This window comes from Bacillus cereus group sp. BfR-BA-01430, assembly GCF_022663115.1.
In the GTDB taxonomy this organism is placed as follows: Bacteria; Bacillota; Bacilli; order Bacillales; family Bacillaceae_G; genus Bacillus_A; species Bacillus_A cereus_BD.
This window is the reverse complement of sequence record NZ_JAKUEW010000008.1, coordinates 106,612-118,816: the sequence shown is the minus strand read 5'-3', so window position 1 is coordinate 118,816 and position 12,205 is coordinate 106,612. Positions and strand designations below refer to the sequence as shown.

The window sequence follows — 12,205 nt, the reverse complement described above, 5'->3', positions numbered from 1 at the left end:
ACCTCTTATTTTAATAATTTAGCCATGCAATACTCATCGACACACTTTCCATTAATAATAAGAGAAGCTTGTTTTAACCCTTCCTGTTCAAATCCTACTTTCTTATAAAGTGCCTTTGCTCTTGTATTGTGGGCCATTACTGTTAGCTCTAAACGCCATACATCATGTAATCTTGCCCATTTTTCTATCTCTTTAAACAAAGCGGTTCCTATTCCACGTCCACTATACTGCCATAAAATCCCAATGACAACTGTTACGACGTGCTGTTTTCGTTGAACATCCATTCCATTCACTAAAATAAAGCCTATTATTTGTTCTTCATGTGTCGCTACAAGTATTGTAGAATTTTTATTGTTTATAACGTTCAATCATTTTTTGTTGCTGCTCTACTGTCATCTTACGTTCTCCTGGTTCAAATAACATAAAAGCAGTTTCTTCATCTAATTTCTTCCCTAACTGCAAAAACGATGCCGCATCTTCTACTCGGATTTCTCGAATCATCTCTATCATCCCATTCAGTTAATCTCATAAAGTTTTGTTTATAAATAAAATTTCGATATTTCACAAAGGAATTCCTGTCTATTTCCTTTTGAAGAAAGAGACAAATTTCGATATTAATATAGTGAAATTTGCGCCATTTTGATGAACTTCTTATTTATTTCTAAAAGAAAAAAAGACGCAAGACTATATGCTTCCGTCTATCCATTTACCTTCTCTGCTTGCCAAAAATATTCGCTAAATGCCTTCGCAAGCGTATCAATAGAACGATTTAATTCTTCAGCTGTATTATCTACACCACCTACTTCAATTAAAAGCGCCTGTCCCGATAAATCTTGATTGTAAACCCCATTTCCTGTTTGAAATCCTTTTTGAATAACGCCTCGACTTACTCCTGGATATTTTTTATTAATGGCCTCATGCAGTGCAGTCGCTAATTGTAAATTTTTTACGTAGTTTTTATTTCCTTTTCCGATAACAAATGCGAGCCTTGCATACGATTTATCTCCAATTACCTTTGTCGTTACGTTTTTCCGAGCACTGTCTCGGTGCAAATCAAAGAAATATTGTAACTCTTTATTCGTTGCCATTGCTTCCTGTACAATTTCACGTGATTCTCTATATGAACTATTGCTATTTAGACCTTTACTAATTAGTCTTTTCCCAACATCTGTTTTATCCTCAATTGCTCCTATTCCCTCGTTTTCTAATTGCTCACGAAGCCGCTCACCTAATATTGAAATATTTGTAACCGAACTTGTCGCTTTATTTGGATTTGGATCATTTGTTAAATTTAATAACGGTAAAAATGATTCCCAGCTATGCGTATGATAAATAAAAGCAACCTTTCGTTCTCCCGTTGTTTGATCCGGTTGTTTCTTTTCTACATTTGAATTTTTCTTCTGAGCTTGTCCTGCTTCACCAGTCCGTTCTTTCACAACTTCTTCAAGTGGGACACTCGACTCTATTGGAAGATTAGAATAGTTTGTTCCTTCTCCCGCAATAACAATTTCTGTATCATACTTTCCAAAACCCGGAAGTTCTCTCCCAACAAAGCTTCGGACATCGTCGAATCGAATATTGGTAGCTACAGAAAATAAAAAGGATGAAATAGAAAAATCTTGATTTAAATTACGATACTCCTGTGTAAAGTAATGATTTTCCTTTCCAATCACATACATATATCCGTTCATTGACAGCTCATTTAACCAATTATATAAATAGGTTGACTTTGTTTCTTTCAATAAAGTAACTACCACTCCGATTAGAAAAAAAGTCGCTAACAGTGTACTAACAGTAAATAAAATTAGCTTTCGAACGCTTGTGAAATTCACATAAAAAAAGCCTCGATTCATAATATCACCCTCTCTATTTCAACTTATGTACAAGCTTTATAGAATAGACCGCCTAAATTTGGGCAATATTGTATGAGAGGTGAAATGAATTGAAGCTAATTATCGGTATAGTTCCCATTATTTTGTCAGGTGTGTTTTTATTATTTGCAGCACATCCTAAAGTCCGTGTTTTCTTAGATATTTGTGCATACCTTTCATTATATATACTTGGTATACTAACCGCTTTTAACATTTATGATGTTGTACTGCACGACTTAGTATTTATGACAACCATTCACGGTATCTTGTTAAATCCACTCTTTCTCATCACCGGAGCTTATATTGGAGTGTATTCTTTATATCTCCTTATTTATAAACTAGTAACCAATTTAAGAAGGACATAATGCTTATGTTTAATGGAGTGTAAAAAATGCGACCAACTTTTATATGTCATAAATGCCAGAAAAAAATCGTCAGAAAGCAAGATCTTCTTACCACAATGCTCTACGTACGCATCTACTTATTTCACAATACTTGTTTTAGCCAACAATTTTTCTTTTCTCGTTTTATCCCTATAAATACGGTATTAAGATCATATTTCACTTGGTATACCCTCGCTGTAGGGATTATTTTAACCATAACTGAGCCATCAGTTATTTGAATCTTCTTTTTAGTACCTACTCTATCCCGTTTCATGTCTTACTATTATATTGAACGTCACTTTTTGAGATAACGATTAGACTGTTTCTTTGGAATACTTAAATACTCCCCCTCTTTTTCTTTCAGCAATTTTCCAACATAAATCATTTGTCCGATATGTGATGAATAATGAACAATCTGTCTCTCAATCGCTTGCATAACACTATGCGCTTCCCCCCGAATATGCACAACCTTTAAAAGGTCTTGCGGAGTTAATAATTGCAGCGCTTGAAAAACATACTCCCATCCTACTTTCCACGCTATTAGTGCTTCTGCTTTTGAAGCATAGCCTCCTTCGAATTCACCATCACGATTTCGATTTAACTTTTCACCATCTGTCGTTAAAAAATCTGTCCATCTTGAGCGCATATTTCCATGTAAATGTTTGATTATAATCGCAATACTATTTGCCTCTTCATGAGGTTTCCAACTTATTTGTTCATATGATAACTGTGAGAGCGTCTGGTCTCCTTGCTTTTGCATTGCCTTAAAGTTTTGAATTGCACATTTTAAATAGCTTTTTCCAACATCCATTCTTAATCCTCTCCCCTATTAACTAATTGGTGTTCCATTAGGGATGTCTATATCTGGCTGCAGTAAGGTTCTATCTCCTTGCTCTATTACTCCACCTAGCACAAGCACTTCTGCTTTTTTTATCGTTCCCACACGTACATTGCATTGTAAAAAATCCAAAACCAACTGTTTTTTCACTCTTTCCAACCTAATATTTAGACAAAATATATGAATTTTCTCTAAAAAAAGAAAGATGCCTAGGCACCTTTCTTTTGTAACGTATTTGATTCGTTTGGTCTATATAAAAAGTAACCAATAATTCCACCAATACATGATGGCAGTAACCAACCAATTCCTTCCTTATATAAAGGAAGCATTTCTAGCACATTTGTTACGGCATCAAACTTAATATTTGCACTTTCTAAACCGTTAAATAGACTAATAACGAGTGCCCCTAAAATTGCACCGATATATATTGTATTTCGCTGTCTAATCCATTTATGAAAATAAGACAGTACAATTAGTACAATTGCAACAGGATAAATCATCATCAATACTGGTAATGTTACATCAATAAGCTGTGTTAACCCTAAATTTGATACAACTAAACTAAATACACATACCATTGTTACAATCATTCTATGTGATAATTTTGGGAATAATTTTGTAAAAAATCCCGCACACGCTGATGTAAGTCCAACTGAAGTTGTTAAACAAGCCAGTGTAATAACAAGGCCTAATAGTATTTTGCCACTCGTTCCATATAACTCATTTACAACTTTCGTTAAAATAAGACCTCCATTATCAGAAACGCCAAGTGATGTACTTGTCGAACCAAGATAAGCAAGAGATAAATAAATTAACGTTAAACCGAATACAGCAATAATTCCAGAAGTAATCGTTGTTTTTGCAATTTGATTACTTTCTGTTACCCCTTTTGAACGTATAACTTGCACCACAACAATTCCAAATACAAGTGCACTAATAGCATCCATCGTTAAATAGCCTTGAATAAATCCACCAAAAAATGCATGATCTTTATATACATCTAATGGTGCAGTTGGTTCCCCAATCGGATCAATAATCGCTTTACCAACAATAACAGCAACAATAAGCACCAATAGTGGCGTAAGAAATCTTCCAAACCAATCAATCAATTTCGATGGATTCAAAGATAAATACCAAGTTGCACCAAAGAAAACGGCTGTATAAAGAAATAAAATATACCACTCTGATACAAGGCCTTCTGTTAGAAAGGGCTTCATTCCCATTTCAAAGGAAACGGCCCCTGTGCGAGGAATTGCAAAAAATGGCCCAATTGCCAAATAACTAACTAGCGGAAAAATAAAAGCAAATATAGGGTGCACTCTAGCGGATAACGCTTTCAAGTCCCCCCCTACAAAAGCTACAGCGGTTACTGCTAATAGAGGAAGACCGACTCCTGTCACTAGGAATCCAATTGTAGCAACCCAAACATTTTCTCCAGCTTGTTGACCTAACACGGGTGGAAAAATTAAATTTCCTGCCCCTAAAAATAGTGCGAATAACATTAAGCCAATCGCTACTGTATCTCCTGACCTTAATCTTCCCTTCATCTCTTTCATTTGCATAGCATCTTTTATTGTTTTTCTCTCACAAATATGCTACGCATCCTCCTCTCTGCTCGTGATGATACTAAACTTTCCCTCTTTATAGAACAATATCTTTCTGTAATTTCTCCACTTTTCCTTTTTATTACTCCCATTTATAAAGTGAGACTTTAATCAGTGAGTTTTTTTCATCCTCACTAATTATGAACTCTCACCAATCGGACTGTTACTGCTCTAAAACAGTAGGATAATTTTTGATTTTTTAGAATTTTTTAACCATTATGACGTTATAAAAAAGAAATAAGTCAGACCTCTTTATATTAACCACACATATAGTAACATATTTAGTCGAAAAATAGAAATATATTTTTATAAAGAATTTTAAAAATAATATATACAACTTTTTTATTCATTCTTCCACAAAAGGATTTAGCAAACGAGGTCCCTTTTCCACTTATTTCATAAAACAATTATGCAAAATAAATATATATTCTCCAAAACATTTTTCCATCAAAAAGAAAAGTTGAGAAAGCTCCACCTTCCCTTCGTTTAGAGGAGAGACCTTCTCAGTTAAGGTAATCAAACAACTATCTGTAGTACTATTCAATGATCTCGACTTCATGTGGATTATTCATTTTCTCTACATATACAACACGAAATCCGTAATCTTCTAGGTTTTTTAATAAAGGATTTAGTTCTTCTGCCTGAAATTCTTCACCAAGTGTAAACATAATTCTACGGACTAATAATGCATTATTATCAAATGTCATTAAACTTTGAATGCCACTATATTTTTTTAAGACGGTAGATAGTTTCTGAATTGCACCGTTATAGTCTTGTGTTCCTATCATGATAGAATATTTACTAGAATGAATTCCCCAAGCATCTTCTAACAGTTCAAATACTTTTTTATGCGTTAAAATTCCTAGGAATGTTCCTTTTTCATCAATCACTGATAAAAATGGCAACTTCTTAATTGAAAAAAATACTTGAAAGAAAGAAGAATCTTCTTTTACATATCCGTCTTTATCGTTTAATAATTCTGATAATTTGTTTTCTAACGATCCTTCGTATTCTAAAATATCGACTTTATATATATTTCCTAAAAATTTTTCCTTCTTTTCATCTAAAACCGGGACACAACGATAGCCTGTTTTATTTAAGTGATCTAACGCTTCACCTATTGTAAATGAAATCGTACAGTATAAAACCTCTTTTTTCGGTACATAATTTCCTTTTATTCTCATAAAAAGCCTCCTTATGCTAAAATACTTTCTGTGTCATAACTATATTATATTTTTAGAAAAAAAGGAATTATTTATTTTATTTTTCTGAAAATCACTCACATTTCTGTCATAATTTCTTCATAAAATCAATTATCAATCTTTTACATGTTGGTCCTACCTCCTTTACTTCTCTCTGAATCTTACTGCCTAAAAATAGCAGGATAAGCTTATAGATTATACCCATATGTAAAGAAAAAGATATTGTAACTTCTTCAAAAAAGCGCTAAAATAACAATAAGAATTTTCTGAATTTTCAAAGAGTAGGTGAATTTTATGACTTCTTTAGTCCGATCTTACATGTTTCGCTTTTTGATTGGATTTCTTATCGTTCTTATGATAAGTCCGCTCCCCACGTTATTATTAACTCATGAAAGTTCTTATTTTAAAAGCTTATTTATGATTTTTTATCATTTTGTCCATTTCCCTTCGATTTCTATCCCTATGATTGACTGGATGCATGAATCCATTCTTTTTTCACCTCAGCTAATTATGAATGCAGAAACTACATTGTATACTTCAGAGCACTCTACACATTTGTTTCCTTACATATGGAAAGTGTATTTTTTCTCACTGACGCACTTTATATTTACGTTAGCAATCGGTTTTTCAATTAGTTTCATAATAGGTTATACCTTTTTAAAAATTCCAAAATCGATTAAAAAATATGCCTCATTATTATACTGGATACCTTATTCGTTGAGCGTTGTTATATTACAATGTATAGTGATTTTATTTTCACTCTACATGGCAAAATATATAACAATCCCTTTCTTCTCTTCTATACTAATTGTTCTTAGTACAGCTATGATTATTGTTATGCAAGCAATAAAAAAATGGATTCCTTTTTTAAGTCATGCAGAAACACATGAAATTCACACCTCTTCCTTTCTTATAAATACATTATTTACCGCTCTTATTTCTAATCATAAATCAATTTTAAGCTCTATTATTGTTTCATTTTGTTTCATGGAGTGTATTTTTCATACAAATGGTTTATTACAATTTATGATTCAATTTGGAGGAGCTTCACCAACTATAGTCGCAATTTGTCTGCTCCTTCTTTATATTCCGTATATGATTCTTTCTTTTCTCCAATCTCTTTGGAGAACAAAGGATACAAAACATACAACATCCCCTGTAACTAGAACAATGTTAAAATAAAGTGAAACTTTAATCAGCGGGGATTTTCTTCATCACCTACTGATTATGTCCCCTCACTAATCGGACTGTTATAGCCCTAAAATAGCGGAATAAAATGAAACAATCAAGTTCCATCTACAAACAGCGAAAACAGCTCCTTTCTCCTTCCATTTTCAAACATGCAAATGGAAGGTTATTCTCTATAAATCAGGATAAAATAACAAGAAATGATTAACGGTTAGCAAAACATGTCAATTTTTACGTATTTTCTTTGACTATTATTTTCGTTTCGATTTATTATAAAAGTATAACATACTTGCAGGAGGTGACATCTTTATTCCATTTCGGAGTAAGGAACACACTTGGACATATTAAATATTTTTCTCATTATTTTACTTATTCTCATCTCAGGCTTTTTCGTTGCCTCTGAATTCGCAGTTGTAAAAGTACGAAAAAGCCGAATTGATCAACTTGCAAACGAAGGAAATAAACAAGCCTTAGCTGCTAGAAGCGTTGTTTCAAATTTAGATGTATATTTATCAGCCTGTCAGCTTGGCATCACGATCACTTCTTTAGGACTTGGTTGGCTTGGTGAACCAACTGTAGAGCATTTACTGCATCCTGTATTTGAAAAAATAAATATTACTGGTCCAATGGCTAATACACTATCTTTTATTATGGCCTTTAGTATTATCACCTTTTTTCATGTTGTATTGGGTGAACTTGTACCAAAATCTTTCGCTATTCAAAAAGCCGAAACAATTACTTTAATGTTTGCTAAACCACTTATTTGGTTTGACAAAATTATGTACCCTTTCATTTGGCTATTAAATCGTACAGCCTTATTTTTCACAAAACTATTTGGCTTACAACCGGCAAAAGAAAATGAACTTGCTCATTCTGAAGAAGAATTACGACTTATTTTAGGCGAAAGCTTTAAAAGTGGAGAAATTAATCAAACGGAATATAAATATGTAAATAATATTTTTGAATTTGATGATCGTGTTGCAAAAGAAATCATGGTTCCACGAACAGAAATGGTTTGTCTCTCTACTGAAAATACATTAGAAGAAAATATGGAGACCGTTGCCTCCGAGAAGTATACACGCTATCCAATTATTGAAAAAGATAAAGATGATATCATCGGAATGATTAATACAAAAGAAATTTTCCATGATCAAACAAAGGGGATTCATAAGCCTTTAGAATCCTATATCCATCCTGTGTTAACAGTCTTTGAAACGGTTCCAATCCGCAAAACATTAATTCATCTTCAAAAAAATCGTGTGCAAATGGCCATTGTAATGGATGAATATGGTGGAACAGCTGGATTGTTAACGATGGAAGATATTATTGAAGAGATTATTGGAGAAATACAAGATGAATTTGATGATGATGAATCACCAATGATTGAGAAAAGAACCCCTAAACTCACTGTTTTAGATGGAAAAGTTCTCATTTCTGAAGTGAATGACATGTTTGGCTTACATATTGATGATAGCGATTTGGATACAATCGGTGGTTGGTTGCTTTCTCAAGCAGTTGATTTAAATATTGAACCTGGATATTCAGTTGGATATGATGGATTTCAATTTAAAGCTTTAGATCTTGACGGCCATCAAATTAAAAAAATTGCTGTACATAAATTAGATACTATAAAGGAGCAGTAAAGTGACTGTTATATTAACTCTTTGTATCATTGCATGTTTCATCATTTCATTTATTGCGTTTATCTATCCGATTATTCCAGGCATACTTGCTTTATGGGCTGGATATTTTATTTATTATTTTGGGATAAATGGTGGTGAGTTAACCACTTCCTTTTGGGCCATTCAAATTGTATTTACGATTATCATTTTCATTGCTGACTTTATTGCTAATGGATATTTCTTAAAAAAATACGGAAGCACGAAGTGGGGCGAACGTGTTGGCATGGTGTCTATCATCGTAGGTTCTTTTTTCTTCCCGCCGTTTGGTCTTATTATCATCCCATTTCTATCGGTATTTATAACGGAACTAATCCATAAAAAGACGCCAAAGGAAGCTTTCATGGTTGGAATTGCAACCGTTATTGGTTTTTTAAGTAGTACAGTAGCAAAAGCTATTTTACAAATCATTATGATCATCATATTCATTTGTTATATTCTTTTCTAACCATCTCTTTTTAGAGATGGTTTTTTATACGCAACACCAACGTAGCTATTTTCATATCTTTTCTGTTATTTTTTAATTAAAAAAGCTTCCCCATAAATAGAGGAAGCTCTACTATATAAATCAGACAAACTTATTTCTTTTCTTTTGAATCTGAAGATTGTGTATCTCCACTCGTTTCCTTATCTTTCTTTTCATCTTGTTGTGTTGTTGTTTCCTCATCTTTCTTTTTTTCTTCCCCATTACTACAACCTACCATAAATAAAGAGCTCGCAAGTGCCATAGCAGTTAAAGATTTAACCCATTTATTCATTTGCTTATCCTCCTTTTGATAGAATATGTACAATCTCATATTACTTCCTATTTTTAAAGCTAATATTAGAAAACAGTAAATATATAGTAAATGTTTGTAAATTTTAAAATAAAAAAGCGAATATTTTTTCTTTTGAAATACTTTCCTCTATAATGAAGGTATTATAAGCAAAGAAAGGTGGATACAGATGGAACTTGGATTATCTGGTAAAACAGCATTGGTTGTAGCTTCTAGTCAAGGCTTAGGAAGAGCAATTAGTACAGCGCTTGTAAAAGAAGGAACAAATGTTATGTTGCTCAGCCGTAATAAAGAAAGTTTAATCTCATTGCAAAAAGAATTAACTGCTCTTAACAGAGGAAAAGTTATGTATACAGTTTGTGATATTACAAACAAAGAAAATATTAAAGAAGCGGTAAAGTATACAGGAGACACTTTTGGCACAATTGATATTTTAGTCAACAATGCTGGTGGTCCTAAACCTGGTACATTTGAGCAACTAACCGATGAGGACTGGTACCATTCATTTGAGCTAAACTTATTAAGCTATGTACGCATGATTCGTGAAGTTCTTCCATATATGAAAGAACGTGGTGGAAAAATTATTAATATCGCATCTTCTTCTATAAAAGAACCGATTCCTGGATTATTGTTGTCAAATACGTTCCGTACTGGTATTACAGGGCTGTCAAAAACTTTAGCCGCAGAACTTGCTCCCTATCATATTTTAATGAATACAATTGCCCCAGGTCGTATTGCTACCGATCGCGTTGCTTCTTTAGATGAAATCGCTGCTGAAAAGCGCGGCATGACAGTGGAAGAAGTTCAAAAACAGTATGAATCTATTATTCCTCTCGGAAGATATGGTCAACCTGTAGAATTTGCTACGTTTGCTACATTCCTTGTCTCTGAGGCAAATTCATATATGACAGGACAATCTTTTCTCGTTGATGGTGGCATGGTGAAAAGTTTATAAGATGGAAGGGGTTTTATTGCAAAAAGACGGTGTGAGCCGTCTTTTTATGCAAACTTCTCATTCATAAATACCTGCCCAATACTATACTCTTGCTTCACTACATATTGCCAAACACAATATGCGTAACGATTCATTTTCACAAAGCATTTTTCTAAAAAAGCACGAAACTCAGGATTAGCAACCTCTACAGCTACTTGCGCAAAACATAATGCTAATTTTTTCAAATGCAAAATATATGAAATCGCAATTCCTATATCTCCTGTACTAATCCTTTCTATCTCTATATGATTTTGGATACGCGGAGATATTAATTGCTCACAAATCATCTGCTGCACATTCTCTCCTTCTTGAAAATTCACCTGTTCATTATACGCTTGTAACATATACGGTAAATGTTGCTGAAGTATATCTTTTAATTCTTCATCTTGGATTTCATTCATGTACTCTCCCATATTATATATAAGGGAATAGCTATAACTCATTAGCTCCTCTATACAATTCATTGAATCGCTCCCTTCGCTTTTATATACTATAAATATGGCGCAAAAACATTCGCTATTCTTGCTATAAACCAATCCCAACTACTAATTTTCTCAAAATCCTTCTCATGAAGACGTTTTGAGCTATGAAAGTCTTCATCAAGTTTCCTCTTTACTTTATCAACAACAGCTTGATCATATATAAAACATTCCGACTCCGTATTGAGATAAAAACTTCGATTATCAAAGTTAGCTGTCCCGACATCAACACTCATATCATCAACAATTGTCACTTTTCCATGAAAAAAACCATTTTGATACTGATAAATTTCTGCTCCCTCATCAAATATCTTCTTTAAATATGGATAGGCAGCTTGTTTAAGAAACAGAGCATCGCTTTTTAAAGGAACGAGAATCTTCACTTTCACTCCTCGATTTAATGCTTCTTGTAACCCTTTCATCATTTCCTTACTCGGAATAAAATACGGGGTTGCAATTACTAATGATTTCTTAGCACGTCCAATAAATGTACCATATTCATTCCATAACCCTTTTCCATCTGAAAATACATATTGATATGGTGCGTTACTTTCTATTTTCGGTCCTTTATATAAAGAAAGCTCTTCACCAGTATCAGCTTGCCAGTCTTTTGCAAACTGTTTCTCCATATCAACTGCCCCATCTCCTTCAATACGCATCTGATAATCACGCCAATTTCCAAACTTAGGGTTTTGACCGAGATATTCCTTTCCTATATTAAATCCTCCAATATAAGCTACCTTTCCATCTATCGCAACAATACGCCGATGATTTCGTTGATGGAGAGTGAAAAAGAAATGTTTAAATGTAGGTCTTTTACTAAAAGTAAATTTGACCCCTTTTTTTCGCAAGTGTTCGATTACTTTTTTCTTCATTTTATAGCCACCAATACGATCTACCGACAGCTTCACATCTACACCATTTTCAGCTTTTCTCTCTAACAGATGTAAAAATTTTTGACTTATTTTATCTTTGCCCACAATATAAAAGTGAATATATACATACTTTTCTGCACGCTCTATATCATCAAATAATTTTTGATATAAATCATTTCCATTTGTATATACTTGGAAATTACCGTAATGTATGTTTGATATTTTATGTTCAGTAATCATTTTTTTCCCCATTTCTACATCGATATTCATCCATACACCTATGAGACATAATATAAAAAATATAAAGTGCTTCACG

12 protein-coding genes and 3 pseudogenes are annotated in these 12,205 nt (G+C 33.2%); 6 read left to right on the top strand and 9 right to left on the bottom strand.

Features of this window, described 5'->3' with window-relative positions:
• Nucleotides 1–5: 5 nt before the first annotated feature.
• Together MR058_RS14835 and spoIIP are read right to left on the bottom strand one after the other, a co-directional pair.
• Nucleotides 6–501: pseudogene (locus tag MR058_RS14835) on the bottom strand (GNAT family N-acetyltransferase).
• 197 nt (nt 502–698) lie between these two features.
• Complete coding sequence (gene spoIIP, locus MR058_RS14830) at nt 699–1,853, bottom strand: stage II sporulation protein P (protein WP_242144722.1); 1,155 nt, start codon at nt 1,851–1,853, stop codon at nt 699–701.
• An 89-nt stretch (nt 1,854–1,942) separates the two neighbouring features.
• On the opposite strand from spoIIP, the gene MR058_RS14825 reads away from it, so the two are divergent.
• Both MR058_RS14825 and MR058_RS14820 read left to right on the top strand, forming a co-directional pair.
• Nucleotides 1,943–2,236, top strand: coding sequence for a hypothetical protein (locus tag MR058_RS14825; protein ID WP_242144721.1), 294 nt, complete (start codon nt 1,943–1,945; stop codon nt 2,234–2,236).
• A 26-nt stretch (nt 2,237–2,262) separates the two neighbouring features.
• Nucleotides 2,263–2,565: pseudogene (locus tag MR058_RS14820) on the top strand (permease).
• Here the strand turns inward: MR058_RS14820 and MR058_RS14815 are convergent.
• The 4 genes and pseudogenes from MR058_RS14815 to cbpA form a co-directional block, all read right to left on the bottom strand.
• Complete coding sequence (locus tag MR058_RS14815) at nt 2,550–3,065, bottom strand: DUF1572 family protein (RefSeq protein ID WP_242144720.1); 516 nt, start codon at nt 3,063–3,065, stop codon at nt 2,550–2,552. The pseudogene MR058_RS14820 and the gene MR058_RS14815 sit on opposite strands and share 16 nt — an antisense overlap.
• Nucleotides 3,066–3,083: 18 nt before the next feature.
• Nucleotides 3,084–3,182 (bottom strand): annotated as a pseudogene (locus MR058_RS14810) (tRNA-binding protein); the annotation flags it as partial.
• A 119-nt stretch (nt 3,183–3,301) separates the two neighbouring features.
• A complete protein-coding gene (gene brnQ4 / locus MR058_RS14805; protein WP_396021451.1) occupies nt 3,302–4,639 on the bottom strand; it encodes a branched-chain amino acid transport system II carrier protein BrnQ4 in 1,338 nt (445 codons plus the stop codon).
• 593 nt (nt 4,640–5,232) lie between these two features.
• Nucleotides 5,233–5,880, bottom strand: coding sequence for a cyclic di-AMP binding protein CbpA (cbpA, locus tag MR058_RS14800; RefSeq protein ID WP_242144718.1), 648 nt, complete (start codon nt 5,878–5,880; stop codon nt 5,233–5,235).
• 312 nt (nt 5,881–6,192) lie between these two features.
• On the opposite strand from cbpA, the gene MR058_RS14795 reads away from it, so the two are divergent.
• From MR058_RS14795 to MR058_RS14785, 3 genes are all read left to right on the top strand, one after another.
• Nucleotides 6,193–7,080, top strand: coding sequence for a hypothetical protein (locus tag MR058_RS14795; RefSeq protein WP_242144717.1), 888 nt, complete (start codon nt 6,193–6,195; stop codon nt 7,078–7,080).
• 341 nt (nt 7,081–7,421) lie between these two features.
• Complete coding sequence (locus MR058_RS14790; protein ID WP_242144716.1) at nt 7,422–8,729, top strand: hemolysin family protein; 1,308 nt, start codon at nt 7,422–7,424, stop codon at nt 8,727–8,729.
• 1 nt (nt 8,730) lies between these two features.
• Nucleotides 8,731–9,213: a DUF456 domain-containing protein gene (locus tag MR058_RS14785; RefSeq protein ID WP_242144715.1), complete on the top strand. Its 483-nt coding sequence runs from the start codon at nt 8,731–8,733 to the stop codon at nt 9,211–9,213.
• A 130-nt stretch (nt 9,214–9,343) separates the two neighbouring features.
• Here the strand turns inward: MR058_RS14785 and MR058_RS14780 are convergent, their stop codons facing one another.
• Entirely contained in the window at nt 9,344–9,523 is a 180-nt protein-coding gene (locus MR058_RS14780) for a hypothetical protein (protein ID WP_242144714.1), read from the bottom strand.
• A 187-nt stretch (nt 9,524–9,710) separates the two neighbouring features.
• Between MR058_RS14780 and MR058_RS14775 the strand changes: the two genes are divergently transcribed.
• Nucleotides 9,711–10,496 (top strand): SDR family oxidoreductase, encoded by a 786-nt coding sequence (locus tag MR058_RS14775; protein WP_242144713.1) that lies wholly within the window; start codon nt 9,711–9,713, stop codon nt 10,494–10,496.
• Nucleotides 10,497–10,540: 44 nt separating this feature from the next.
• Here the strand turns inward: MR058_RS14775 and MR058_RS14770 are convergent, their stop codons facing one another.
• Nucleotides 10,541–10,999, bottom strand: coding sequence for a spore coat protein (locus MR058_RS14770; protein WP_242144712.1), 459 nt, complete (start codon nt 10,997–10,999; stop codon nt 10,541–10,543).
• A gap of 26 nt (nt 11,000–11,025) precedes the next feature.
• A complete protein-coding gene (gene cls / locus MR058_RS14765; RefSeq protein WP_242144781.1) occupies nt 11,026–12,204 on the bottom strand; it encodes a cardiolipin synthase in 1,179 nt (392 codons plus the stop codon).
• Nucleotide 12,205: the final 1 nt, after the last annotated feature.